The sequence below is a fragment of the Paenarthrobacter sp. YIM B13468 genome, from assembly GCF_042788025.1.
GTDB lineage: Bacteria > Actinomycetota > Actinomycetes > Actinomycetales > Micrococcaceae > Arthrobacter > Arthrobacter aromaticivorans.
This window is the reverse complement of sequence record NZ_JBHZPI010000010.1, coordinates 98384-123907: the sequence shown is the minus strand read 5'-3', so window position 1 is coordinate 123907 and position 25524 is coordinate 98384. Positions and strand designations below refer to the sequence as shown.

The window sequence follows — 25524 nt, the reverse complement described above, 5'->3', positions numbered from 1 at the left end:
GAAGTCGCCGCTCAGGCGACGATTGAGAGCCCGGACTTCGGCGGTGCCTGACGGTGCGTGGCCAGGACGCTGGCTGCTTCCTGCGCCGCCGAGAAGCCGGTGGTGATGGAGCTTTCGGTGTAGAGGGTTCCCAGGTAGTCGCCGGCCAGGAAGACGCGGTTGGTGCCGCGCATCAGCGTGGACTGGATCTTTGCCCGGCCCGGGAAGCAGTACGGGGAGGCGACCTTCCAACGGTCGGTCTGGGCTTCCACCACGCTGTCGGCGAAGCCGTGCCCGAGTACCTGGTCAAGGTCTGCGAGGTGGGTCTGGATGACTTCCTCATCGCTCTTGTCCAGAAGAGCCTTGCCGAGGCTGGCCGGTGAGAAGGTCATGAAGCTGCCACCGGGCTTGCGGACGGATTCGGTGCCGCGGACGATGCTGGCCTGGTTCAGGGCAATCGCGAAGGAACGCTTGGGGGCAGCAATGGCGTAAATGTCGTCCCAGGGCCGGGCCGAAGTTTCGTTGGTCAGGAAGGCGGTGCTGACGTGCGGACCGTATTTGATCTGGCCGAGTGCGCCGCGGAGTTCTTCGGGAAGGTCAACGCCGATCTTGTTGGACACATCCGCGGTGGTTGCGAGCACCACCGTGCGGGCTTCCACCTCGCGGTCCACGCCACCCTGGGTGTAACGAACCACAACGGAGTCCTGCTTGTGCACTACCTCGTTGACCGTGGCATCCAACTGGACGCGGTCCCCCAGCGCAGCTGCGATCGATTCGGTCAGGGTGGACGGTCCGCCAACGATGCCTTGGCTCAGGCCCTGTCCGATCCCGAGTACCAGGCTGAAGTAGCCAATGCCGGCACCGGCCGAGATCTGGTCCATGTCGCCAGCTGAACGCGTAACCGTAGTCTTGAACAGCGCCGCTGCGTCCTCGGACAAATCTCCAACGAAGTCCTGGAACGAGGTGTTGTTCTCGAAATCGTAGATGCGTTGCTGACGCATTGCACCGGATTCACCGGCACGCTTACGGACGACTCCGGTGTATTTCGCGACTCCGCTGACAACCTTCATCCCCGCGCGCAAGGTGTCGATGCGCGAGGACAGGGACATCGGGATGCGGAACGGGTAGGTGGCAATGTGTCCCTTGCGGATGAACTTGCCATTCATGGACAACGCCTGCAGGGAGCCGGGGATCTGGACAGCGCTGACGCCAACCTCGTTGAGGAGGGAGTCCGTGGAGGAACCTGCGCCGGCGAAGACGTGCCCGCCCCAGTTCAACCAGTAATTCCCACGGCGCTCCGAACGAATACGCCCACCCACCCGGTGTTCGGACTCGAGTACCAAGGTGTCCCAGTGCCGCAAGCGCCACGCTGCCGAGAGACCAGCCAGACCGCCACCGACAATTACTACGTCTTTCATGAGTTTGAACTTTCCTTAGTTTGAGGGACCACATGCTGTCTTCCTTGGCAGCTGCAGAAAGGCTTTGCCACTTTCTGGAGTGGCTTCCATGAGCTGCGTCCCAGACCGTGTGCGCCTAGTCACATATAAAAGATACATCATTGTATGATTAATGCAATAGGTCTTTTGGGCAAAGAAATGCCCGCCGGCAGGATCTGCCGGCGGGCAAGCGGTTCGGGAAGTGTCTACTTCCGCAAACTAACGAGCTTCCAAGGGAGTCTGGCTGGACTTCGCGAAGAGACCTCAACAGAGTGGTCCACTCGCTGCATGTCCTCCTTCAGGAACAACGTGCCCGAAGCAATCCGGGCGTCATTGGAAGCAATGACGCGCCCATTCGGACCCAGGAGGACCACGGAGGGATCCTGGAGTTGCAACGCCCGGAGGAAGACGCCTTCAAGCTTGGCCAAGGTCAGGTCGCCCCCCAGGACGTGCGTGCCCTGGGGCGTGGGAGCCGGAACGCACAGGGTGATGATGTTGACGTTGATGCCACCGATGTCCACGTAGGGCCCCACTGCGACAGGACTGCCACTGGCCGAAGGGGCCGTAAACCACTCACGAGTTGTGTAGTCGTAATAATTCAACGAATCGGGATTGAGGTCGTGCGTGACAAAACGGGGACCTCCTGCAGCCTGCGCACCCCTCCACCATTCCAGCCACAAAGGAGCCTCGGGCAGGCTTCCGGGGGCGTACGCTATGCCCGCCCCAACAATCAACGCCGAGTGCCGGCTAATGAACTCGGCCAGATCCTTCTTGAGGAAAGCGTAAGCACTTCGCCCTGGCACTCCCTGCCCCGCACGTGCAACGCCGGACACGCTCGCGCCGATCTTCTCAAGGTCTTCGAAAACGCTGCCGACACTTGACGAAATTGCCAGGGCTGTCCGCCGAAGAGTTTCATTCACTGCTGCCGCGTTATGCACTTTCGCCGGGCTCCATCGTCAATTTAAGGTGCTGTGCTATCAAGTACTCGGTCTCGGTGCGGGAATGCAGCTCCGCGGCGGCCGCAGCCGCATCGGCGTCCCGCTCCCGGATCGCCTCAAGAATGGCCGCATGTTGCTTCTCGAGTGCACCCTGATTGTCAGCCTGCCCAGGATGGCCCCACCAGAGCGTCATCAACTCGGCCTCAAGCTGCAGGGCGGCCGAAGTCAGGCGGCTCGATTGGGCCGCCACGCTCACCGCCACATGAAACCGACTATCCACACGTCGGCGCGCGCGCTCGTCTTTCGTGGCCCTATGACGCTGGACCAGCTCCTCAAGGTGCGCAACATTCTGGGCATCGGCCCGACTAGCTGCAAGGCGCGCGGACATTGAGGAAATGGCAGCGCCAAGGTCACCGAGATCACGAAGCGATTCCGTACTGGCATCCCTGAGTTTCCGTTGGAGCTGGCTGTCCGTCAGGTCAATCTGACCCCGGATGACACTCCCTCCGCTGCGACCCCGGCTGGTTTCGATCAAGCCCTTTGTGCGGAGGGCGGCCAGGGACTGGCGGAGAGTGATGGGGGAAATGCCGAGTTCTGCCGCCAGGACCGATTCCGTCGGGAGCCTGTCCCCCTCAGTGAGGATACCCATCAGTATCGCGGTCTCAATCTGGTAGGACACCTGGTCCGCCCGGCCCAAACCTTCGGGCTCACTTCCGCGAAGCAGGAGCAGCAGATCCAGTGCGCGGGTTGAGAGTGCCGTACTCTCCATCGACGGACCCTCCTGATGGGCGGTAGGCAGCGGGTCGGGAGACCCTTTGGCTATTTCCTTGAATCTTTACACATTTATGCCCTTTTCAGAAGCCTGCGGCGATCAGGCTCAACCTCTCCGGGATATCGAAGAGCCCGTCGGCGGCCGGATGCCGCCCACGACTGACCCCCTTTCCCGAAACTACCGGCGACCCCCTGGGCCTTGCGCCTGGGTGTACTGTCCAGCCGTCACGGTTCCCATGGATTCGGCGCCATCGATGGATCCCGTAGTCAGCCCCGCCTTGGCGTCGGCGCTGCCTCCCGTGTAGACGGTGTAGGTCTGTCCGTCGATGATCGCGGTAGACGAGTACACCAAGGAAGCGATGGTCTTGGTGGTGACGAAGGTGGCCACCACCTTGCCGGAGGAGTCGACAATGTGGATCGGCGTGCCGGCGGCAACGGACGAGTCGAATGTCAGCTGCACGCCGGACTGTGTGGACGTGGCCCCTGGTGTGACGGCCATGCCCGCACTGCCGGCCGCAGCCACGGTGCCGCCCGCGACTGTCAGGTCGCCGTTCACATCCAACGCCCCATTCCCGTCATTCGTTGGCCCGTTCACCACGATGGTTCCGCCAGAGATCGTTGCGCTGCCGTTGGAGTCCAGACCGTCGCCTTCGGAGTTGATGGTCAGTGTTCCGCCGGAGACATCCACGGTGTAATCGCCGACCTCCTGGGAGCCCCCGCCCATGCCGCCACCCGGTCCGCCCATGCCCGTATCAGCGGACGTGGAGGACGAACCGCCCGCTGCGTTCACGCCGTCGTCGTTGGACGTGATGGTGGTATCGCCGCCGGAGATCACGATGTGTTGGGCTTCGAGGCCTTCCCCGGACTTGGCCACGGTCACGGATCCGCCGGACACGGTGAGTGTGTTGTACGCTTTGACTCCATCATCACCGGCATTGACCGTCAACGATCCGCCGCTCACCAGGAGCCAGCCCCGGCCTTCGTCGGTGTCGTTGTCCGATTTCACGCCGTCATCGCCGGAAGTGACCGTGTAGGTGCCGTCCAGCAGAGCCGTGTAGTCCTTGCCCCGGATTCCATCGTCAGCAGCGTCCACGGTGACGTTGCCTGAGGCCAGGACCAGCCCGTCCTTGGAGGCGATGCCGTCCTTGTACTTTCCGTTGACGGTCAGAGACCCGGGGCCGGCGATGGTGAGATCGGCCATGGAGTAGATGGCAGCATTGGGTGCGTCGTCGGCCTGGTCGGTGTACGTGGAGGCGTCCGTTACCGTGTTGGTGCTGCCTTCCTGCAGGTACACGATCGCTTCGTCGGCACTCTGCACCACGAAGGGCGAACCGGTGGAGTTGCCCAGTTGCACGCCGTCGAGGATGATCCGCACGGTGTCCGAATCACCGGCGGCAACCACGATCTTGCCGTCGGTCAGCGAGCCGCTCAACCGGTAGGTTCCAGCGGCGCTAATGGTTACGGTGTTGCCGTCCACCGTTACGCCCGTGGAGGCTTTGCTGCCACCGTCGGACAAGGTGACCGCCACCTCAGAGGCTGCGTCCCAGGTCAGGTCGTCGCTGTCGAAGTGGGTGTCTTCGGAGATGGTGGAGGCGCTGACCACTTGCTGCGTGGATGAGACGGCGGCGCTGCTGGTGGACGTCGACGACATCGCAGCGGTTGAGCACCCTGCCAGCGAAACGGCAAGGGCGACGGCGGCAACGGACAGGGAGGTGCGGAGAGGGCGCATGGCGTGTTCCTAAGTGTGGGAGGTCTGAGTTCAGTTGGCGGGGGTCAGTTGGCAGGCCGCAGGGGCAGCCGGCGCCGAAGGGTCTGGTTCCAGCGGTTGGCCGGGAGTTCGGGGTGGAGGGCGGCCATGCCGGTGGCGAATTTGGAAATCCGGCAGGGACGAACGCCGTGGGCCCACAGGTGCCTGTCCAGAGGACCGGGGGTCGAGCCGGACTTCGTTTCCACCACCACGGCGTTGTCCAAAACCCAAGGGTCACCGTCGGGCCGTTGCCACGTAACGTCTGAATCGATGGTGGCGCGGCTTCCGGATTCCGGCAGGTACAGCGTCGTGCGGTGGTAGGCGGTGGACAGTACAGGTTCCATGGGGCCGAACTCCGCGTCCCCGATTGCTGCGGCCAGTGTCTCGTTCACGTAGGCCAGGCCTTCGTCGGTGAGCCGGTCCCGATCGCAGGGTTCGTAAGGGATGCGTTCCTTCACGGTGGCTTCGCGGGCTCCTTCAGTTTTGACTTCCAGGAAGCTCACGGCGCTGTCCACGTAGGTGCGGGTCCGGACCTTGAACCGTCGGCGCCTGCCGTGCGCGGCCATCATGTAGCTGTCCAGGGTGGTCGTGTCGAAGTAGACCGAGTCGTATGCGAAGGTCCGGCTGCCGTCCATCTCCAGCACACGGGCCTCGCTGGTGAAGTTGGCGAAGATCCTGCGCGCACCGGCGGAGGGGACCAGGTACTTCCGGTCCACCCGCGTCAGCAACGCGGCTTCGGTGGTCAGTTCTTCAAGCCCGACGGCGGGAAGCTGGCCCAGGTGCGGAATGACGGGGAATGCGTCCCGGCTCATGCCACACCTGCTGAGGTGTGCTGCTGCGGTACTGCTTGCTCCGGGGTCTCTGGAGTGCGGGCCGGGAGTTCGGAGCCTGGGAGCTCTCTCGGAGCCGGAGCCACGGCACCGGCCGGCCTGTCGAAGCCGAGCTGCGCATTTGCGCCTACGGAACGTCGTGCCCGGACGGCATAGCGGACATCCACGATCGTCTTGTCGTTGACCAGGTCCAGCTCCTGGATGGTGGCCGAGTGGACCGTGCCGTTGAGGACTTCCTGCAGCCGGGCGGTGAGCTGGTTCTCGTCGCTGATCGCCCGGTCCAAAACCACGGTCTGGTGGCGGTAAGCAGGGAGGACGGCAGGGTTGTCGCCGATGAACATCACCAGCAGCACCAGGCCCATGAGGGACAACGTGAGCCACAGCGGCTCCACGCCGATGCCGGCGATCAAACCCAAGGCAAGCGCTGAGAAGTAGTACGCCACCTCGTGCTGCGCCAGTTCCGTGGACCGGAGGCGGATGATCGAGAGGACACCGAACAGGCCCAAGCCGAGCCCAACGCCGGCCGCTGATCCCGAGAGTGCCGTGGCCACTGCGAGGACTCCCACGTTCATGCCGAGGTACGAAACCACCAGGTCACGGCGGCGGTGCCTGCGGAGGTAGAGGGCCAGGGTGAGGATGGTGATGGCAACGAGGTCGGCTGCCATAAGGATGATGGTATTCATCGGATACTCCGGAATCTGTTGGTGGGCTGGTTACCACGATTCCCGGTGGTGCTGTGCTGGAACTGTGCCGGGGCCAAGGCCGGGATATGACTTTCGACGGCGGTCGGCCGCGAGAGCTGCCCGGCGTGGGGCCTGCGGGCGAAGAGGAGGCGCTGCTGGAAGGCGTAGCTCACCCCGAGCAGCGTCAACTCCGTGGCCAGCTTCGCGGGCAGGTCAGGCACGGCCAATGACGTTAGCGACCACATGATGGCGTAATTGGCCGTGAGCAGCACAAGCACCACGGCCACGTAGCCGGCCACCGCCGCACGAAGTGTCTTCTCCTTGCCGTGTTCAAACACCATGCTGCGGTTCACCATGAAATTCACCGCGGCGCTGACTGCCCTGGCACCGACCACAGCCGCCAAAAGGGAATCGGTGAGCGCCGTCAGGAGCAGGAACATCACCGTGTCCACCAGGAACGCCGAGAACGACGAGCCCAGGAATTTCAGCAACGGTGCATAGATCCTGACCGAGTCCGCCACGGGCCGGAAGTGCGAACCTGAGTTGTGATCCAGGTACACGGTGGCGATCTCAACCGTGTCCACGCCATAGCCCGCCTGCTTGGCTTCGAGCAGCAGGTTGAGTTCGTACTCGTAGCGCTGGCCGCGAACCGTCAGCAGCCAAGGGATCATGTCCGCCCGGTAGCCCCTGAGGCCTGTTTGGGTGTCCTGGACGCTTTGCCCCGTGGCGAGCCTGAACAACCACCGCGTCACGGTGTTGCCGAACTTGCTCCGCGCCGGAACATCGCCGCTGAATGAACGGCAGCCCAGGACCATCGAGGCCGTCACGCTCCGCACCCTGTCTGCCACAGCCAGGATATCCGCCACTCCGTGTTGCCCGTCGCTGTCCGCGCACACCACGTCATGGCCGGGGAACCGCTCAGCGATGAAGGCGAAGCCATTCTTGAGGGCGTGCCCCTTTCCGCCGTTCGTCGCGTAACTGAGCACATGGCACCCAAGCCGGGTGACGCCGTCGAACACGTCCTGGAAGGCGGGGCCGGAACCGTCGTCAACCACGACGATCGTGACCCACGGGTCTGCTCCCCGGAGCTGGGAGACAAGGGAGATGAGCTGTTTGTCCGGCTCATACGCCGGTATGAGGATAATCATGGCTACTGGGCGATGTAGAGAATGTCCGAGGTGCCGCGCTCTTTGTTCTGGCCGAGCGGGTTGTTCACCAAGGAGCCGTTGAAGTACATGGTGGAGGATCCGCCGCCGTCGATGTTGTACGCCGTGGTGGCGCCAAGGTCCTTCATGATCTGTGCCAGACCCGTCATGGTGACGCCGGTGGAATAGCCCGGGCTGCGGCCATCCACCACCACGAACACCAAGTGGTTCTCGTCGATGACTCCCACGGCCGTGCGGGGTTGCTCGCCCTGGATGGAGTGGTTGCCGAAGTTGGTGTCCACCTCCACGTCCTCGATGCCCGAGGAAATCTCCCCATTATCCAGGAGCGAAGGACCGAAGGACAGCGTGTTCCAGACGCCGTCAGCCACGAGTTGCTCGGCGGTGGTGGTGGTCTCGTCGTACACCTTGACGGTGCCGTCCTTGTAGAACGCAAGGCCCTGCCGCGCGCCCTCGTCCCGGTACACCACGCCGTTCCGGATCACTATGCCCGTGTCCCTGAAGCCGTAGTAGTCGCCGTTGATCGCGAAAATCGCGCTATTGTCCGCGGCGATGTCCGAAGTGTTCTCGGTGATGTTCTCACCGAACGTGTCCTGCGCGAACGCCGACTTCAGCGTGGTGGCGTCGCTGAGTACGACGTCGGCAACGTAGTAGGTCACGGTGCTGTCGCCGCTGCCGGTGGTCACCTTGGAAATGGAGACGCCGGTGCCGCCCGACGTGTAGCTCGTGTCCGTGACCACGGCATCCGCAGACGTCGTGTCTGGGGTGGTGGTCTCTGCCCGGCTGGCCTCGTACGCGGAGACGTTAGTGATCTGTGCGTGGGGGATAACGAAGCGGTCCAGCGCCCAGGCTGCGGCGCCCCCGGCAGAGAGAGTAATCGCCAAGACGGCAGAAACAACGGCGCGCCGGGTTCGGCCGCCCTTACGGTTTTCGGTCTGTTGAGGAGTCATGCCTCCTTTCTACGGAGGCAAGCTGCGCCGGAGGTTTGCCGGGCATATGCGTGGGCTGTGAAGCTCGACCTTCGAGAATTACGCGGCATATGTGCACCTATCGGCTCTTCTGTGGTTGTCAACGAGGCGATGGTTCAGTCAAGATCCGGCGGCTGATGCGGAAGCTTCTTTCCTGTACCGGCGGACAGCTTCGGTATTGCCGCACTGGGCGCTGCAGTAGGTGCGGCGTCCGTTCTTGCTGGTGTCCAGAAACACCCTCCCACATTCGCTCCGGGCGCAGGTGCCCATCCGTTCCCCGCCGCTTTCGACGGCGAAGATAACCAGACCGCCGGTGGTGGCCGCCAGGACGCGTTGGATAAGTCCTGATTCGAGCCCGGCGAAATGCAGATGGGGTGGCAGGTCGTCGTGCAGGGCAAGGTGAACGCGCTGCACCGCGCCGGCAAGCAGTCCATTGATCCGCTTGCACCGTTCGGGAATCCCGTCGGCGCCGAAAATGCTCCCGAGCTGGTCCGCTACCCTTGCGACGCCGCACAGGGTCTCTTCGTCGAGGTGATCGAACCGCACCAGTCCCCGGGCGAGGGCGGCTTCGACAGTGGTCACGGACCACGCATCGGTGCGGCGGAGGTTCACGAGCTCAACAGCCAGTTGGGCCCCGATCATGTTGTCATGGTTGAACGGCACTGACCAATGACACCATACTTGCGGCAACGCACCCAATCAGCCGTGACGATCCTCCACGTCCGCTGACCTACCCGTTAGAGATACGCCTGTGAAAACCACCCCCGATGCACCTGCCCGGTCAAGGACCGATGAACGAGCCGCCGTCCAGCGCCGCACGCTGGCCGTTGTGGTCGCCACACAGGTTCTGGGCGGTGCCGGGCTTGCCGCCGGCGTCACCGTGGGGGCGCTCCTGGCACAGGACATGTTCAACGACGACAGCGTCTCGGGCCTTCCCACCGCGGTCCTTACGCTCGGTTCGGCTGGCGCGGCGTACTTGATCGGACGCATCACCCAACGGTACGGGCGGCGCCCGGGCCTGGGCGGCGGCTTCCTGATCGGCGCCGCCGGGGCAGCAGGTGTCACCGCAGCGGCTGTGTGGGCATCCCCGGTATTGCTGTTCGCGTCGTTCCTTCTGTACGGGTTCGGGACCGCGACCAACCTGCAGGCCCGGTACGCCGGAACGGACTTGGCAGAACCGCGTCGCCGCGGCACGGCCGTCAGCATCGCGATGGTCTCCACGACCTTGGGAGCCGTGGCAGGGCCAAACCTCATCACCCCGATGGGGCACCTCGCGGCCGCTTGGGGCGTCCCGGCACTGGCCGGGCCTTTCATTCTCGCAGCTGCAGCGTACCTTATCGCTGGACTGACACTGACCGTGTTCCTGCGACCCGATCCGTTCCTCCTCGCTCAGCGGCTACGGCAAGCCCAACCGGACCCGTCAGAAGACGGCTCACCATCGGTGCCTGCGAGCCCAGGCCGCCCAGGGCGGCGAGGCGTGTATACCGGGGCGGCGGTCATGATCGTTGCCCAGATCACGATGACGGCCATCATGACCATGACCCCGGTGCACATGCTCATGCACCACCACGTCCTTGAAGCGGTCGGCGCCGTCATCGGAATCCATATCGCAGCGATGTACCTTCCCTCGCTGGTCACCGGCTACTTGGTAGACCGCATCGGCCGCACCGCCACGGCCGTCGCTTCCTGCGCGACCCTGCTCCTTTCAGGGGTTGCCGCGGCGCTCCTGGGCAACTCTCTCGCAGCCTCCATCACCGCCCTGGCGCTCCTGGGCCTGGGCTGGAACTTGGGAATCATCGCCGGAACCGCCTTGGTTGTCGACGCTACAGCACCAGAAGAGCGAGCAAAAATCCAAGGCAGCGTCGACGTGCTCATCGCCCTCTCCGGCGCTGGTGGCGGAGCCGCCTCGGGCATCATCATGGCCGCGACCAGCTACTCCACGCTGTCCTTCGCGGGCGGAATCCTCGCTCTGACGCTCATACCCATCGTCGCCCGCCAAACACGCCGGCCGGCACCCCGAAAGAAGGCCAGTGGCTCGTAAAGCATGACTGTTGCCCAGATCAATGGATGTCGATGGGTGCCGCCGGGACGAGACGGTGGTCTGCGCGGCAGCATGGTGCACGACAATCGGAGGAACGCAATCCCGGGCAAACGCTCTTCGGCGAACATCCAGCCGCGCGGCAAAGCCTCTGGGAGCCCCATTCCGGATCAGACCGCAGACTGGGGTTTGACATGCCGGATTCCACCTGTCTTTACGGAATCACAATTATCGGCGTTTAAAAAGGGCCGGGGGAGAAACCTCAGGAGGGGCCGGTTTACCTGCCGATAACGACCTTGTCGGCCGCGGCGAAACCGCTTGCAGATCGTCGTCGATGCTATAGATGGTCTCGGACCGGTCGGTGAGCCTTGGAAATGTCCTCGGTCGTGATGTTGATGAACGCCGATCGGTTTTTCAGGTGTAGCACCGGCTCCGTGTGCGGTCACAGCAGCCGGTCGTAGAACACTCTTCCTTCGCTTCGAGGTGGAAGCAGGGCGGGCGCGGATGTAGCCGTAGCAGGCGGGGCAATCTACAGCGCCGCTGATCCGGCACTGGCAGCCAGGAACGGAAGGCCGCCATCAACTAGCGCGTATTCCTGCTGCTTTGGGCGGCCTCACCGATGGGTGGGGCCGCCTATCCGTGTAGGAAAGGATAGGATGGTCGGCCCAACAGCGTCGTTGACCGCTCCTCGTTCCCGGAAGCGCCGTGCGCGTAACTCGATACGTGATGCGTGATCGCCGTTTGAACCGGATCGCGGGTCGATAGTCGTTGGTCCTTTTGGGGTTAGGGGGATCTTGCCCGCAAGACGTTGATGCCGGCGGCGTATGCCCGGACCAACCGTGGCCTGTTGCCGCCCAGTTTCGCGTTGGTGGGTCCCGCCCGCCGGGGACTGTGAAAGCGAGGATTTCGCCTCGGAGGTGAAGGCCTCGGTGCAAACCCATGCGCGGCCCCCCGATGAGGGGGTGTGGAACCAGCTGTCTGAGGGCCAAAGCGGGTTCGACGACGACGCGGCCTTTGAGCCGGTCGGCGAGGCGATCACATCTCGACCCCCTAAGTCTGCGGTCGACACGCCACGGCCCATCGAGGAAGCTGTTGTACATGCCCCGCACTCAAGGAGGAGAGTCCGTGCTCTCCCGTGTCGTCCGAATTGTTGAGACCTTCGCGCCGGGCGACTCGGCGCTGTCGGTCACCGAAATCGCGCGGAGGTCCGGGCTTCACATTGCAACGGCTTCACGTTTAGTGGAAGAACTGTGCAGCTTCGGCTGGCTTGAGCGGGACAACGACAGGAAAGTCCGAGTTGGTATGAGGATGTGGGAGGTTGTCTCCAGGGCCTCCCCAACACTGAGCCTGCGGGAGGCAGCTATGCCCATTATGGAAGATATCCATGGCATCGTCGGTCAGCATATCCAACTCGGTGTTCTCGAAGGCGACGAGGTGCTGTTCATAGAACGGCTGACAGCCCCGGGCGCCGTCATCAATTACACCCGGGTCGCAGGACGGTTGCCGCTGCATGCCTCGTCATCAGGTTTGCTTCTGCTGGCCTACGCAGCGCCTGCCCAACAGGAACGCATCATCGCCGGGCCCCTGAAGGTATTCACTGGGCAAACCATCAGCAATCCCTCCCAACTCAGGTCAGCTCTCGCGGATGTGCGCAGGCAGGGATACGCGTTCCTGGCAGGACATATCCACCCTGACGCCACAGGTATCGCCGTGCCAGTCCGTGACCCTGCTGGAAAAGTGGTGGCCGCATTGGCCATAGTTCTCCCAAACGACGACACAGCTCGCTCCCGCATCGCTGTTCTCCAGGCCGCTTCCGCCGCGGTTTCCCGCGCGATGGTGTATCCGGCACCACCCCAGCACTAAGTCGCACCACTGGAACGGAAAACTTTCACTCTCAACCATTGATACTGCTGTGGTGACCGGTGCCACGCTCGAACGATTCTTATCCAAGAAACAAGCGAGCAAAGGAGCCGAAATGTTCACTGGAACGAATTCCGCTGCTGACACCTCCCCAGTCAAGCTGATAGTGACGGCAAAAGCGAAGGTCGCCGATGAAGTGGTCGCACTGACTATGGCCCACCCGGACGGGCGACGACTGCCGGACTGGACGCCGGGTTCACACATCGATGTGGTGCTGCCCTCAGGAGTTAACCGCCAATATTCCCTGTGTGGGAACCGGTGGGACGCGCACAGCTACCGCATTGCCGTTCTGCACGAGACGGAAGGCCGGGGTGGATCGGCATACATCCATGAGGAAGTTGCTGCCGGAACAACGGTTGCGGTTGGGGGACCACGTAATAACTTCCGATTGGTGCCGTCTGAAAGGTACGTCTTCATTGCTGGCGGGATCGGTATTACTCCGATGTTGCCCATGATCCGGCAGGCAGAGATGCTGGGTGCTGACTGGAAGTTGCTGTATCTGGGACGGTCACGGACCACTATGGCGTTCCTTGACGAGTTGGCTGTCTACGGTGACCGCGTCGTGGTGCTACCGAAGGACGAGACAGGGCCGTGCCTACTGGAAGAGATGATTGGCGGTCCAGCTGCTGATACGAAGGTTTACGTCTGCGGGCCGCAGCGGCTGCTTGCCGCCGTTGAGCGTCACTGCGTGGATTGGCCAGCAGGTCTCCTGCGCCTTGAGCACTTCGCCGCCAAAGCCCAAGGGGTCCCCGCAAGGGACACCGCCTTTGAAGTGGAGCTTGCCCGGGCCGGCATGTCAGTGACCGTCACCCCGGATGTGAGCATCCTCGATGCATTGCAGAAAGCAGGAGTGAATGTGCTCACTTCCTGCCGGGAAGGCACCTGCGGAACCTGCGAAGTCGCGGTACTGACTGGGGATCCGGACCATCGTGACTCCATGCTCAAAGACGCTGACCGTGCAGCCGGTAACTGCATGTTGCCGTGCGTCTCGCGCTCCTGCAGTGACCGCCTCGTACTTGATCTCTAATACGCGTCCAGCGAAAGGACCATCAAATGACTTCCCCGGTCTCCACCTTCGAAACCCCCGTCAGCAGCGCCGACCCTTTCAGTTACGACGTCCTGGAGGATCCGCTCCCCTTTCAAGCCGAACTCCGCGCCGCAGGACCGGTGGTCTACCTCGAAAAATACGACGTCTACGGCATGGGCCGCTACGAGGAAGTCCACGCGGCCCTCACGGATTGGCAAACCTTTCAGTCTGCAGCAGGCGTCGGTCTAAGCAATTTCCGTAAGGAAAAGCCGTGGCGGCCCCCGAGCCTTCTCTTGGAAGCAGACCCGCCGCACCACGATGCCCCCCGCGCGGTCCTGACTAAGATTCTAGGACCCAGGGAGATCCGCAGGCTCGGCGAATCCTGGGCCGCCGATGCCGAGGACCTCCTCGATCAGCTGCTTGCCAACGGTACCGAATTCGACGCCGTCACCGACCTGGCCGCAGCCTTCCCCCTTCGCGTCTTTCCCGACGCCGTGGGCATCCCCAAGTCGGGACGGCAAAACCTCCTGCCGTACGGAGACCACGCGTTCAATGCCTTTGGACCGGCCAACGAACTCGTAGCCAAGGGCGCGCCTCGGGTCGCGGAACTGTCCGCTGCGATCGCGTCCCACTGCGCCCGGGACGTGCTCACACCCGACGGATTCGGCGCACAGATCTATGCCGCTGCGGACAGAAGAGACATCACGGAAGCCCAGGCACCCTTGATCGTCCGCTCACTGCTCACGGCAGGGGTAGATACAACCGTGAACGGCCTTGCCGCCGTGATCTATGCCTTCGCGACGAATCCCACCCAATGGGACAGGTTGCGCGAAAACCCAGGGCTGGCCCGTACCGCTTTTGACGAGGCCGTACGGTTCGAATCTCCCGTGCAGACGTTCTTCCGAACCACCACCCGGGACATCGAAGTTGGAGGGACACTCATCCGGGAAGGCCAAAAGATCCTCATGTTCCTGGGCTCAGCAAACCGCGACCCCAGGCGATGGGAAAACCCCGATGAGTTCGACCTGAGCCGGGAGCCTTCCGGTCACGTCGGCTTCGGCTTCGGCATCCATCAGTGCGTTGGCCAGCACATCGCCCGCCTGGAAGCATCCACTATCCTCACTGCACTAGCCAAAAGGATCGCGGCCATCGAAATCTCCGGACCGACCCGCAGGCATCACAACAACACGCTTCGCGCGTGGGAGTCCCTCCCCGTCCGTGTGCGCAGAGCCTGAGAAGTCCATGGCCATCAACTGCCCTGACGTTCGAGTTGAGACACGGGCGTAGTTTTTCGAGATGACGGACTCCGGCCCCTCCGAGGAACCTCTGCAAGAACGCCCGGCAGGGATTCCTCGCCGATACGCCAAATACAAACCAGTTCAGGGGTCGGCGTCCCCTCCGGCGACCAACGCTGGTGGTTGCGACGAGCTGCTGGCCTACGTCCGATCTCTCGGGGCCGAGCTTCCACGCTCCAAAGAGGGTCTTGCGGCACTCGATCACCTCCTAGATGGACTCGATAACCGAGCCACTCTGGCAGAGCTAGTCCGTGTGCCATCGGCATGTTTTACGGTGACGTTCTCACTCACACCGTTCCAGGGGCGCATCGGGAAGTCATTGTAGAAGGCAGATCTTGCGTCCGCGTTTCCCGACCGCAGCGGTTTCCGTGGTTTACGTCGCCGAAAGGCGACTAGACATTGGGACCCCAACTCTCCTACAGAACTATGCGCACGTATGGGAAATCCTGGCCTCCCAAACCTAGTCGAGGGCCGTGACTGGGATCGGTACTTCGCGGCGCTGCCTCCGTTGCCTCATCCGGCAACTCGATAGTCTGCCGAAGCGGCAACTCCCTGATGCAGATGACTGCGACGAGGCCAATAAGTGCAATTCCGGCCGCTATGAGGAAGGCGTACCCGGTCCCCTCGGCGTAGGCACCCCGGACGACATCAATCGCCGGAGCTGACATACCGGTGAAATCAGGTGTAACGCCCTTCTCTCCTACAACCGCACCTTCTTGAGTTGCGAGATCATTTACACGTCGGCCCAATAATGCTCCGAGGAAGGCAACACCAACAGCGCCTCCGACAGATCGGAAGAACGCAACGGTGGCGCTAGCTGTACCAATGTGTTCGGAAGAGACAGTATTTTGCACCGCTAAAACCAGGTTCTGTATTAACATCCCGAGGCCAAGGCCAAGCGCGGCCGTATAAAGTCCTGTGAGCCACAGTTCAGTTGAGCGACCCATAGTTCCACAAAGAGCAAGCCCCGCCACTGCAAAAATCGCCCCAGTGACTAGATAGCGCTTCCACCACCCGTACCGGCTGATAAGTTGCCCGACGGCAACAGAACCCAACAGGTTACCCGCTACCATTGGCAGCGTCAGTAACCCAGCCTCCGTTGGTGTGGTGCCTCTTGCCACTTGATAATACTGGCTTAGGAATGAAGCGGCTCCGAACATGGCACCTCCGAACGTCATCGAGGCGAGGATGCATAAGGCCGTCGTTCGCTCCATCACGATTTTTAGAGGAATGATGGGGTCCTCAACTTTTGTTTCTACGAAAAGCAGTAGTGCCGAGATAAGAAGAGTGCCAAGCAGCATTGCAGCCGTTTGCCAGGACCACCACGGATAGTATTTGTGCCGGCCAGCGAAAGAAATCCACACAATAAAGAGGCTCACAGCGGCGGTAAGCAGTACTGCACCTAACCAATCGACACGCCCGGACCGTCGTAAGGAACTCGTGTTGAGCGTCTTGTGGATAACACCAAGCGCCACCACCGCGAGAGGAATGCAGACAAAGAAGGTCCAGCGCCAGCCGAGGACGGAGTCCACAATGAAGCCACCCAGCAAGGGACCGCCCGCGGTCCCAACCGTGGCCACTGCTCCCACATAACCTGAGTATTTTCCTCTATCCCTCGGTGAGATCGTGGTGCCAAGGATTGCCATGGATAGGGCCATGAGACCCCCCAGTGCCAAGCCTTGAACGGCGCGGGCAGCTATCAGACGGACCATGTCATTGGATGAGCCTGCCATCACGCAGCCGGCCACGAAGATCACAATATTGAACTGAAATAGCGTCTTTTTGTTAAAAATATCTGCCATTTTCCCCCAGATAGGGGTTGATACAGCCGTCGTCAATAACGGAGCGACCATCACCCAGGCGAAGTCCGTCTGCGTGCCCGCCAACTCTGCCATCATGGCGGGAAACGCATTCACAACGATGGTGTTGCTAAGGATCGCGGTCAAAAAGGCCGCAAGCAAGCCAGTGAGTACCTTGATGATTTGCCGTTCGTCCAGTTTGGTTGCTCCTTCAATGACTTCGCGACTCATCCCCCGTGCTCCAACTGGTCTTCTACATCCAAGCCAGCCGGAGGAACTTTGCGAACCCCAGAAATAGGGTGTATTTATGCGTGGGCTGTTCCCGCAGGTTTCAATTCACAAGTCCTGCACGGGATTCGTGCGAAAGCCTCCGCCATGCCATGCGTCTTGCGGCTTGGGCATCGGGATCTGGAACAGGGGATGCTAGCAACAGCCGCTGTGTGTAAGGGTGATTTGGCTCTGTCGTGACCAGATGAGCATCTCCGCTTTCTACGAGGTTCCCGCGATACAGCACAGCGACGCGACCGCTGACGTGACGCACTACGTCGAGGTCATGGGAAATAAACAGATACGCGACTCCGGTGTCCTTTTGAATTTCGGCGAAGAGGTCAAGAACGCGGGCTTGCGTGGAGAGGTCCAATGCGCTGACTGGCTCGTCACAAACGATCACCTTTGGTTGCAAGGCGAGTGCCCGCGCGATTGCAACGCGTTGGCGCTGGCCCCCCGAAAATTCCCTTGGAAGGCGGTCCATTGCGTCCGTTGGCAAGTGAACACGACCAAGGAGGCCACTCACACGCGCCCGGGCTTCCTTCGGCGAAACGCCGAGGGTGAGCAAGGGCTCTGAGAGCGTATCTCCGACTGTCCTCGAGGGATTCAGTGAGCTGTACGGGTCTTGGAATACGACCTGGAGGTCCTTTCCCAGTCGTCGCCTCTCCCGCCGCTTTAGTTGGGAGATCTCGCGGCCTTCAAGTTGTATGCTCCCGCTGGTCACCGGCGCCAGTCCTAGAATGGCCCGTCCGATGGTCGTTTTTCCCGATCCCGACTCACCGACCAATCCCAAGGTCTCTCCGGGGGCGATTTCCAACGAGACGCCGTTGAGGGCCTGGAAACCTTTGCGAAAACGGTGCTTGGAGGGGAACTGCACGATGAGGTCATTAACCGAGAGAATTGGTCCCGGGCGGTTCGGTCCGGACCGCCCCATCTGTAGGGATGAAGTCATTTCGCGCTTTCCTTACCAGCGAGTCCGCCATATTCAGTGGACCCATCGATGTTGACGAGGAGTTCGTCCTGGGCCTTCTCGAAGAGCACATCTTTCATATGGCTGTGCGTTCCTGAGGCGACCATTGATTTCAGCAGCATCTGCGTATAGGGGTGTTGTGGGTCGCCCATGATCTGTCGCACCTGGCCTTGTTCCACGATCTCGCCTTGCTTCATGACGGCGACCCGGTCGCAAATGTCGGCGACGACGCCAAAGTTGTGCGTGATGATAAGAACGCCGAGCTTGAGCCGCTTTTGGAGTTCCCGCAGGACTTCGAGAACTTCGGCCTGGACGGTGACGTCCAGTGCGGTTGTCGGCTCGTCCGCGATGAGCAGGTCGGGCTCGCAGCTGATTGCGCCTGCGATTAGGACCCGTTGGGCCATGCCACCGGAGATTTCATGTGGATAGGCACGTAATGTGCGGGCGGGGTCGGCAATGCCGACGCTGGCGAGCAGCTCCAAGGACCGGGCTTCTGCCTCTCCCTTCGACATCTTCATTTGTTTCCGAAGTGGTCGCATTAGTTGGTAACCAATGGTGAAGGACGGATCCAAGTTGCTCATTGGTTCTTGAGGGACGTAGGCCAGACGAACCCCCCTAAGACCTGCATACCGCTTCTGAACGATCCTTTGATCACCGGGGGCCACAAGCCACTTTTCGTCGAAGCTGATGCTACCTCCAGTTACGACGGCGCTGGCGGGCAGAAGACCAAGGGCTGCAAATGCGGTTTGACTTTTACCGGATCCCGACTCGCCAACTAGTCCTAGGACTTCGCCGCGTGCAACGCTGAGGGAAACACTGTTCACCACCTGACGGAGCCCGCCGCGACCCTCGGGATACGCGAGACTGAGGTTGCGCACGCCCAGAATCGTGTTCTGTTCCTCGGCTGGAGCTGGAAGCTGGGCGTTCTCTTTTCCCTTGTTTGTCTCGATTAAACTGGTCTTTTGGGGGGAGCGCACGGCATGCTTTGGCTGGTCTTCAAGAGCGTCGCGCAATCCGCTGCCCAGAAGGACGAATGCCGCGGTCACCAGGCCAATGGCCAATGACGGCCAGAGCAGGTTCAGCTGGTTCAGGTAAATGTTCCCGAAGGCGTCGCCCACCATGGATCCCCAGGTGACTGTGTTCGGATCGCCTACCCCAAGGAAGTCCAGGGCAGATTGAACCCCGATTGCGATCCCGCCGACGTGCGCCGTGTGGATGATTAGCGGCGCACGCACTACCGACAGCACGTGCCGGCGCATAATTCGTAGATCGCTCAGGCCGGACACTTGAGCGGCCTCTACGTACAGTTCATGGCGAACAGACTTAACAGCAGCAGCTGTTAGCCGAAAATACGAAGGTGAGACCATAAGACCGAGCGCCACCATAGTAATGACCAGGGAAGGACCAAAGGCGGCTCGTACCGTCAGCAGAACGATAACCCCGGGCAACGCAAGCAGGATGTTCGCTGCCCAACTTGCGACCTCGTCGACGGCCTTGCCATAGTATCCAGCCAAGAGACCCATGGGTACACCAACGATGAAGGCAGTGCCGGCCACGATGAGTATCCCGATCAGTGTCGTCTGGCTTCCCCAGACGATGCGACTCAGTATGTCTCGTCCGACGCTATCGCTACCAAGCGGATGGGCGGCTGAGGGCACTGCAAGTGCGTCTGCCAAGTTCGATGCGTCCGGCGGGTACGCCGCGACAAGGGGCGCCAAGACAGCCACCACAATTAGAGTGAGCAACACCAGAGCGGAAAGGCATGAAATTGGGCTTCGCAATAATTTGGAGAATATTCCGCGACGGGACTTAGCCGGAATCACCTGCTGGCCATTCTGGGATGCAACATTGTTCTTGCTTGCGTTCATGCTGTCCGAACCTTTGGATTGAGCCATGCGTTGAGTAGGTCGACCAGGAGGTTCACGATCACTACGACTAAAATCGTGTAGACCACGATGCCCATCACCAGCGGGGTATCGCTGGTACTGGTGGCAGTTAAGGCAAGTGAACCAATTCCTGACAATGCAAACAGGTGCTCAATGACGACAACGCCACCAAGCATCCCGATGAACTGGAGTCCAAGGACCGTGAGCGTAGGTGGAGCTGCATTTCGTAGGACATGAACCGTGAGGATCTCCAGACCCGATGTACCCCTGCTGCGAAGGGTGCGGACATAATCTGCATCCATCTGCGACAGCAGCCCGTTGCGGAGTTGCTGCGTCACGGCAGTCGCTGACCCGATTGTGAGCGCGATTACCGGAAGGGCAAGACTTGTCACCCAATCCCCAACCCCGGCACCGGCGGAGATTGTGCTGATGGCGGGAAACCAGCCCAGTTGGACCGCGAACACGGCTACGAGGAAAATGGCAATCAAGAAGTTCGGCACTGCACTGCCAATTGTGCTCAAAACTTGAATCGTCTTATCCGGCCAACCGCGATGGACCGCGGCCGACCCCGCCAGGAGGACGGCCACGACAACCGTGGCCAGTGTGCTGGCTATCACGAGCGCAAGCGTCATCGGGAGCCGGTTCATGATTGATTCCCACACTGGCTGGCCGTTATACCAAGAGACGCCCAGATCGCCGCCGAGGGCTTTAGCCCACCAAGCACCAAGACGCATTAACAGCGGTTGGTCGAGGCCAAGTTCCTGTTCCTTGGCAACAATTTGTTCTGGCGTCGCATCCGTACCCAGGAGGTTGAGGGCCACGGATGCGCCGGACAGGAAGAGGAGGGAATAAGCGGCACTGCAAACCACGATGAAAACGACGACATTGGAAGCCAGTCTGCGTGCGATGAACAGATACATCTGTCTAGGACCTTTCTGCGGAAACGGGAGGGAAGCAGCTAACCGCTTCCCTCCCCCAATCCGGTTCAGCCAGCGGGGACGATCCCGAAGATGGACGGATTGTTTTGGTAGGCCTGGGCCAGCACTTTCACTTTGCTACCATCTGCGGCGTATGGGGTTGCCAAGCGGTACCAAGGGGCAAACCAGGCATTCTCCACCATGTAGCGGCTTAGTTTCTGGGCCGCTTCAGGGCTGTCGCCACTTTGCTGTATCGCATCGAGCAGTTTTTGAACGTCCGGCGTCGTGGACTTGAAGGCGTTGTACTGTGACTGCGGAAGCAGCGTTCGCTGCACAACCTGCCACGTGGGGCCAAGACCTATGATTGACCACGGCGCCACATAGTCCCCTCCTGAGATGGAAGCCTGAAAGTTTTGCCGCGGAATCGAAACAGTCTCAACCTTGATGTTGATAGCTTCCAACGACTGCTTCGCAAACGCCTGGACGACATCGTTGCCGGGGGCCCAAGGCATCTTGATGGTGAAGCCGTCAGCATAGCCAGCGTCGGCCATCAATTTCTTTGCTTTATCGAGGTCGTACGGGTAAGCGTTGTCCAGCTCGGGAACATAAGCGCTGCTATCAGGTGCAAAGATCTGACTCGTCGGCTCTCCGTCGCCCTGCGAATTTTGCTGCACAACTAACTTGCGGTCGAACGCGTAGTTAATTGCTTGGCGCACGCGCACATCACCTAACGCGGGCACCTTGGTGCCGGCGCGGTCCAATAGCAACAAACCCTGTACTGCGGACGTCCACTGAGTAACTTCAAGTTTGCGCGCCTGCGCCTCCTTGGACTGGCGCGGATCAATCTGTGCCATGTCTACCTGTTTGGATGCCAAGGCGTTAAAGCCGGCTGCAGGGTCGCTTAGAAGCCGCAAGGTCATGGTCTTCCAGTGCTGGACTTCTGGATTCCAATAACCATCCCGAGCTTCGTACACATATTCTGTACCTTCAACAGACTTGGGAGAGAGTTTATAAGCCCCCGTTCCACTCGGCGTCGTGCCCAGGGTACCCGCGGCAGCCGACTTCGGATTCGCTTGCAGGCCAGCCGCCTGCGACAAGTTGTACGTCAACAGAGGATCGGCCGCCGACAACTTGATATCGACTGTCTTCTTGTCTACGGCCGTGACACTGGCCACGGACCGCAATTGAGCGGCCTGGGGTCCGTTCGCTGATTTGAACCGGTTGAGGTTCGCAACGACCACCTCAGAATTGAAAGGTGTCCCGTCGTCGAATTTGACGTCCTCACGGAGCTCAAGACGGAGATCCGTCTTGGCTTGGTCGGTGTACTCCCATCGGGTCGCAAGCCAAGGAATGGCGTTTCCTTTGGCGTCGACACCCAACAGGGTGTCGTAGACGGCCCGTTCCATCTCGAGTGGAATTGCCGTCCCGGCCTGAGCCGGGTCCCAGGACGGAAGGGGGCTGTAAATGGCCACTTTCACGCTTTCACCCTTGGCAGCGACTCCCGGCGTACTTTGCGTCTGGGCACCTCCCGCCCCTGAGCAACCGCTCAGAGCTAGCGCCGAGGCCACGACTCCCGTCAGGGCAATCAGTCCACGCCTTAACCTCATTGTTAAACCTTCCTCATTGAACTACTGCCGCTTAAGAGCGGAGACTCTCTCCCGGTATGCGGTCCTGCATTGATCACACAGTCCAATGCGTAACGCATTTGGTGCTGTGACTTGGGGAGAAGCAGCGAGTTTTTTATGCATTCCACAACCTACTGTGAGGCAGGCCATGTATCTTAGAAAGGCGTATTTAACGATAGTACCTATTAACCTAGGCAATAGAGGGAGCCGCTGAACTGCCCGCGGACGTACCTACCGAAAGCGACCAGAGATCTCTTCCTGGAGGCGGCGTCGCTAATGGGTTCGACTCTTTGGAAGAACGCCCCGACCAAGTGAACTTGCCGCGGCTTGGTTCTGCCGGCTTGAACGGCCTCGCCTGTTGCTAGGACGCGACTCATGTATCACCGATGACAGCACAACTTGCCAGCTACTATTGCCTGTGTTGATTACAGGGCACCCCCTGACTGGTCTGACGGGTCAATAGGTGGGGGCGGCGGCAGCGTAATCAGCAACTAGTGAGTGCCGGAGCAACCAGAAGACCTAGGAAGGACAGCCAATCCATGAAGGGTATCGATCTAAATCTGGTGCCGCTGCTGCAGGTGCTACTCGAGGTCCGGAATGTCTCGCGCGCGGCCGAGCAGCTTCAAATCAGCCAGCCCGCGGCCAGCACAGGGCTGGCACGCCTTCGCCGACATTTTGATGACGAACTGCTGCTGAGGGTCGGCAGAAAATACGAGCTGACGCCGTTTGCGCAGTCGTTGGTCCCCCTGGTGGACGAAACGATGCAGCAGATCCGCCTTATGTCGGGCGCGCGGTCACACTTCGACCCCACTTCCACTGAACGTGCATTCAAAATCGTCGCTTCTGGCTACTCAGCTACGCTTCTGATTGGTCCAATCCGCCGGATCCTTCGCAGGGAGGCACCGCATGTCTCGATCGAATTCGTACCGCTCGGGTCCATCACTCCGGAACCGGCCGAATTTTCCAGAGTTGATTTGCTCGTGGCTCCTGCGGATTATGGGATGCCGGGGTCCAACCGGCACCTGTTCAGGGACAGCTTCGTTGCAATAGTGTCTGCCGATAACCCGGTAGCGAACGACGTCCTTACGTTGGCAGAAGTGGCCAACTTGCCGCACGTCGTCGCGCGTATCGGAGAGGGCATACGTACCCCTGCGGACCTGATGTTTGACCAGCATGATCTGAAACGAAACCTTGTTGCATCTGCGGCAGGGTTCAACTCGCTGCCCCTGATCATCGAAGGGACGGACCTCATAGCCATCGTTCCGCGGATGCTCGCCACTAAAGCGCAAAACGCCGGCATCCGAATGATGGAGCTTCCCCTGGAAGAAGAGGTGTACCTCGTCGAATCAATGTTTTGGCACCCTGCCCAGACCAACGATCCTGCCAACACCTGGCTGCGCTCCGTGGTACAACGCTCAGCCGCCCTTCTCCCAGGGCTATTCCAGGAGAACCCCAACGAGACATAACGCTGAAATGCCCCAGACCTCCGTCAGCTCTGCAACCATCTCTTTCGAAGGATATGAGCCGCTGCCTTAGGTCGACGGTCCCGCGTGAAGACACCCTTCTTGTTGCCGTCGACGCGGATAACGCCGGTAGCTGTCTGGAAGTCTGCGAAGTTCCAGACATGTTCGCCCACTACGGCTCCGATCCTGTCGAAGACCCGATGGTACATGTCCAGGAAGGCTGCCTGGAATTCCTCGCTCCATGGCGTCTCATATATCGAGTGGAGTCCGGTAATCGTATCTGCGCCGTATTCGGTGATGATGATCGGCTTGCTGTGCCTCGACTCCCATTCCAGGAGTTCCTTTTCCAGCGCTGCCTCCGCGCTGGGAAGATCGCCGTGGTGGTGGTACCAGCCGTAGTACCTGTTGATCATGACCACGTCGAAAAGATCCGTAAGGGTGTCCTTGTCGGGTGTATCGAAGCCTACATTCACATAGCCTACGGGTCGGGTGGCATCGAGCTTCCGGGTCAGGGCCGCCAGTGGCTCGAAGTAGGGACGCGCGCCGTCGTCGGAGGCATTCGGTTCGTTAGCAATGCACCACATAACCACGGAGGGATGGTTCTTGTCCCGTGCGATCAGTTCTGAAATCGCCTGCCGATGGCTTGCGGCAGTGTCGTCGTTGACATAGTCGTCAGAATAGGTGGATTTGGGTCCGGCGCCGAATCCAAACACGGTGTTAAGGCCCACGGCGCCCGTCTCGTCGATCACTACAATGCCGTGACGGTCTGCATAGTCCATCACCTCTTCAGCGTACGGATAGTGGGTCGTGCGGAAGGAGTTGGCCCCCGTCCAATCCAGCAGCTGAAAGTCATTCACCATCTGAGCCTGGCTGTGTCCCTTGCCGATTCCCACATGGTCTTCGTGCATGCCGAAGCCCTTGAAATAGAAGGGCTCACCGTTGATGAGGAATTGCTTGCCGCGGACCTCAACCGTGCGCACGCCGAACGATTGCTCGTAAAGGTCAACGAGCCGTCCCTCTTCATGCACTTCGGCTACAAGCGTGTAGAGATAGCCCTTGCCCGGTTGCCAAAGTTGTACATCCGGAATGTCGATGTGCCCTTCGCGGCCCTCGATCGAAGCTACCTCGCGGCCTTCCGCATCCAGCACTCGGGCGGAGACACTTTCTTTGCCTGTTGCTCCTGACAGATCGATGCTGTAGCTGACAGCTCCGAGGTTCCCCTTAAAGCTGGTGGTCACCGTGACATCATCGACCCGGACGGTGGGGGTGCTGTAGAGCCAGACGCTTCGGTGAAGACCGGCATAGTTGTAGAAATCATGCATGTACTGCTGCTGCCGGCGCCCGTCCTTGGTCTCGGTGACGACTCCGGGCGGAATCGAAGCCTGGGTGAGCTCGTTCTTCACCGCGATAGTTAACCGGAATGTACCGCCCGGTGTGACATGGTCGGTGATGTCCGCAGAGAATGGTGTGTACCCGCCCTGGTGCTCCGCTACCTTTGTTTCGTCGACAAAGACGATGCCTTCGTGGGTGGCCGAGTCCAAGCGCAGGTGAATCCTTTCCCCTCCCCATCCACGTGGCACCTGAACTTCACGCTGGTACCACACGTATCCGACATGATCTCGGATGGCTTTGTCAGCAAACAGGTCGTTGTAGCTGGAGGGAACGCCGGCTTCCAGGTCCGTCTTAAGCCGCGCGTTTTGCCATTTCTCTGTTAGCCCGGATCGTTCGAAGTCGACCTTGAAGCTGTACAGACCGTCAAGGTTGATAAGTTCCCGGGTTGGGCTGTTCTGCGGTTTTAACAT

The 25524-nt window shown here is 60.7% G+C and carries 20 protein-coding genes and 1 pseudogene; 6 read left to right on the top strand and 15 right to left on the bottom strand.

The window, feature by feature from the left end; translation table 11 throughout:
• Positions 1-11 precede the first annotated feature (11 nt).
• The 9 genes from ACFX4T_RS11605 to ACFX4T_RS11565 form a co-directional block, all read right to left on the bottom strand.
• A complete protein-coding gene (locus ACFX4T_RS11605; protein WP_377651964.1) occupies positions 12-1397 on the bottom strand; it encodes a protoporphyrinogen/coproporphyrinogen oxidase in 1386 nt (461 codons plus the stop codon).
• A 224-nt stretch (positions 1398-1621) separates the two neighbouring features.
• Entirely contained in the window at positions 1622-2335 is a 714-nt protein-coding gene (locus ACFX4T_RS11600) for a hypothetical protein (RefSeq protein ID WP_377651963.1), read from the bottom strand.
• 10 nt (positions 2336-2345) lie between these two features.
• Positions 2346-3122 (bottom strand): FadR/GntR family transcriptional regulator, encoded by a 777-nt coding sequence (locus tag ACFX4T_RS11595; protein WP_377651961.1) that lies wholly within the window; start codon positions 3120-3122, stop codon positions 2346-2348.
• Between the two features lie 180 nt (positions 3123-3302).
• Positions 3303-4853 (bottom strand): carbohydrate-binding domain-containing protein, encoded by a 1551-nt coding sequence (locus tag ACFX4T_RS11590; protein WP_377651959.1) that lies wholly within the window; start codon positions 4851-4853, stop codon positions 3303-3305.
• A gap of 44 nt (positions 4854-4897) precedes the next feature.
• Positions 4898-5683: a polyphosphate polymerase domain-containing protein gene (locus ACFX4T_RS11585; protein WP_377651958.1), complete on the bottom strand. Its 786-nt coding sequence runs from the start codon at positions 5681-5683 to the stop codon at positions 4898-4900.
• On the bottom strand, positions 5680-6384 hold the full coding sequence (locus ACFX4T_RS11580; protein ID WP_377651956.1) for a DUF4956 domain-containing protein: 705 nt from the start codon (positions 6382-6384) through the stop codon (positions 5680-5682). The genes ACFX4T_RS11585 and ACFX4T_RS11580 overlap by 4 nt, the downstream gene beginning before the upstream one ends.
• Positions 6381-7532 carry a GtrA family protein gene (locus ACFX4T_RS11575; protein ID WP_377651955.1) on the bottom strand — a complete coding sequence of 384 codons (1152 nt, stop codon included), beginning with the start codon at positions 7530-7532 and terminating at the stop codon, positions 6381-6383. The genes ACFX4T_RS11580 and ACFX4T_RS11575 overlap by 4 nt, the downstream gene beginning before the upstream one ends.
• Positions 7533-7534: 2 nt before the next feature.
• Positions 7535-8497 carry a phosphodiester glycosidase family protein gene (locus ACFX4T_RS11570; RefSeq protein ID WP_377651953.1) on the bottom strand — a complete coding sequence of 321 codons (963 nt, stop codon included), beginning with the start codon at positions 8495-8497 and terminating at the stop codon, positions 7535-7537.
• A 138-nt stretch (positions 8498-8635) separates the two neighbouring features.
• Positions 8636-9157: a CGNR zinc finger domain-containing protein gene (locus ACFX4T_RS11565; RefSeq protein ID WP_377651952.1), complete on the bottom strand. Its 522-nt coding sequence runs from the start codon at positions 9155-9157 to the stop codon at positions 8636-8638.
• A 109-nt stretch (positions 9158-9266) separates the two neighbouring features.
• Between ACFX4T_RS11565 and ACFX4T_RS11560 the strand changes: the two genes are divergently transcribed.
• From ACFX4T_RS11560 to ACFX4T_RS11540, 5 genes and pseudogenes are all read left to right on the top strand, one after another.
• Positions 9267-10556 (top strand): MFS transporter, encoded by a 1290-nt coding sequence (locus ACFX4T_RS11560; protein ID WP_377651950.1) that lies wholly within the window; start codon positions 9267-9269, stop codon positions 10554-10556.
• Positions 10557-11279: 723 nt separating this feature from the next.
• Positions 11280-11590 (top strand): annotated as a pseudogene (locus tag ACFX4T_RS11555) (glucose-6-phosphate dehydrogenase); the annotation flags it as partial.
• 61 nt (positions 11591-11651) lie between these two features.
• On the top strand, positions 11652-12416 hold the full coding sequence (locus tag ACFX4T_RS11550) for an IclR family transcriptional regulator (protein WP_377651949.1): 765 nt from the start codon (positions 11652-11654) through the stop codon (positions 12414-12416).
• Positions 12417-12528: 112 nt separating this feature from the next.
• Positions 12529-13500, top strand: coding sequence for a PDR/VanB family oxidoreductase (locus ACFX4T_RS11545; RefSeq protein WP_377651947.1), 972 nt, complete (start codon positions 12529-12531; stop codon positions 13498-13500).
• A gap of 26 nt (positions 13501-13526) precedes the next feature.
• Positions 13527-14735: a cytochrome P450 gene (locus tag ACFX4T_RS11540; RefSeq protein ID WP_377651945.1), complete on the top strand. Its 1209-nt coding sequence runs from the start codon at positions 13527-13529 to the stop codon at positions 14733-14735.
• Positions 14736-15211: 476 nt separating this feature from the next.
• Here the strand turns inward: ACFX4T_RS11540 and ACFX4T_RS11535 are convergent, their stop codons facing one another.
• From ACFX4T_RS11535 to ACFX4T_RS11515, 5 genes are all read right to left on the bottom strand, one after another.
• A complete protein-coding gene (locus ACFX4T_RS11535; protein WP_377651943.1) occupies positions 15212-16825 on the bottom strand; it encodes an MFS transporter in 1614 nt (537 codons plus the stop codon).
• Positions 16826-16925: 100 nt separating this feature from the next.
• The gene (locus ACFX4T_RS11530; protein ID WP_377651942.1) at positions 16926-17813 is read right to left on the bottom strand and encodes an ATP-binding cassette domain-containing protein; all 888 of its coding nucleotides are present in this window, start codon (positions 17811-17813) and stop codon (positions 16926-16928) included.
• Positions 17810-19579, bottom strand: coding sequence for a dipeptide/oligopeptide/nickel ABC transporter permease/ATP-binding protein (locus tag ACFX4T_RS11525; RefSeq protein ID WP_377651941.1), 1770 nt, complete (start codon positions 19577-19579; stop codon positions 17810-17812). The genes ACFX4T_RS11530 and ACFX4T_RS11525 overlap by 4 nt, the downstream gene beginning before the upstream one ends.
• A gap of 116 nt (positions 19580-19695) precedes the next feature.
• Positions 19696-20637, bottom strand: coding sequence for an ABC transporter permease (locus ACFX4T_RS11520; RefSeq protein WP_377651940.1), 942 nt, complete (start codon positions 20635-20637; stop codon positions 19696-19698).
• A gap of 65 nt (positions 20638-20702) precedes the next feature.
• Positions 20703-22112 (bottom strand): ABC transporter substrate-binding protein, encoded by a 1410-nt coding sequence (locus tag ACFX4T_RS11515; RefSeq protein ID WP_377651939.1) that lies wholly within the window; start codon positions 22110-22112, stop codon positions 20703-20705.
• 686 nt (positions 22113-22798) lie between these two features.
• Between ACFX4T_RS11515 and ACFX4T_RS11510 the strand changes: the two genes are divergently transcribed.
• Entirely contained in the window at positions 22799-23725 is a 927-nt protein-coding gene (locus ACFX4T_RS11510; RefSeq protein ID WP_377651938.1) for a LysR family transcriptional regulator, read from the top strand.
• A gap of 23 nt (positions 23726-23748) precedes the next feature.
• On the opposite strand, the gene uidA is transcribed toward ACFX4T_RS11510, so the two are convergent.
• Complete coding sequence (uidA, locus tag ACFX4T_RS11505) at positions 23749-25524, bottom strand: beta-glucuronidase (protein ID WP_377651936.1); 1776 nt, start codon at positions 25522-25524, stop codon at positions 23749-23751.

Bases quoted from the DNA above. Each gene is read 5' to 3' on its own strand.
- ACFX4T_RS11550 (WP_377651949.1), top strand. From the start codon at position 11,652: ATGCCCCGCACTCAAGGAGGAGAGTCCGTGCTCTCCCGTGTCGTCCGA.
- uidA (WP_377651936.1), bottom strand. From the start codon at position 25,524: ATGTTAAAACCGCAGAACAGCCCAACCCGGGAACTTATCAACCTTGAC.
- ACFX4T_RS11570 (WP_377651953.1), bottom strand. From the start codon at position 8,497: ATGACTCCTCAACAGACCGAAAACCGTAAGGGCGGCCGAACCCGGCGC.
- ACFX4T_RS11585 (WP_377651958.1), bottom strand. From the start codon at position 5,683: ATGAGCCGGGACGCATTCCCCGTCATTCCGCACCTGGGCCAGCTTCCC.
- ACFX4T_RS11575 (WP_377651955.1), bottom strand. From the start codon at position 7,532: ATGATTATCCTCATACCGGCGTATGAGCCGGACAAACAGCTCATCTCC.
- ACFX4T_RS11535 (WP_377651943.1), bottom strand. From the start codon at position 16,825: ATGAGTCGCGAAGTCATTGAAGGAGCAACCAAACTGGACGAACGGCAA.
- ACFX4T_RS11520 (WP_377651940.1), bottom strand. From the start codon at position 20,637: ATGTATCTGTTCATCGCACGCAGACTGGCTTCCAATGTCGTCGTTTTC.
- ACFX4T_RS11580 (WP_377651956.1), bottom strand. From the start codon at position 6,384: ATGAATACCATCATCCTTATGGCAGCCGACCTCGTTGCCATCACCATC.
- ACFX4T_RS11530 (WP_377651942.1), bottom strand. From the start codon at position 17,813: ATGACTTCATCCCTACAGATGGGGCGGTCCGGACCGAACCGCCCGGGA.
- ACFX4T_RS11590 (WP_377651959.1), bottom strand. From the start codon at position 4,853: ATGCGCCCTCTCCGCACCTCCCTGTCCGTTGCCGCCGTCGCCCTTGCC.
- ACFX4T_RS11510 (WP_377651938.1), top strand. From the start codon at position 22,799: ATGAAGGGTATCGATCTAAATCTGGTGCCGCTGCTGCAGGTGCTACTC.
- ACFX4T_RS11595 (WP_377651961.1), bottom strand. From the start codon at position 3,122: ATGGAGAGTACGGCACTCTCAACCCGCGCACTGGATCTGCTGCTCCTG.
- ACFX4T_RS11545 (WP_377651947.1), top strand. From the start codon at position 12,529: ATGTTCACTGGAACGAATTCCGCTGCTGACACCTCCCCAGTCAAGCTG.
- ACFX4T_RS11540 (WP_377651945.1), top strand. From the start codon at position 13,527: ATGACTTCCCCGGTCTCCACCTTCGAAACCCCCGTCAGCAGCGCCGAC.
- ACFX4T_RS11565 (WP_377651952.1), bottom strand. From the start codon at position 9,157: ATGATCGGGGCCCAACTGGCTGTTGAGCTCGTGAACCTCCGCCGCACC.
- ACFX4T_RS11605 (WP_377651964.1), bottom strand. From the start codon at position 1,397: ATGAAAGACGTAGTAATTGTCGGTGGCGGTCTGGCTGGTCTCTCGGCA.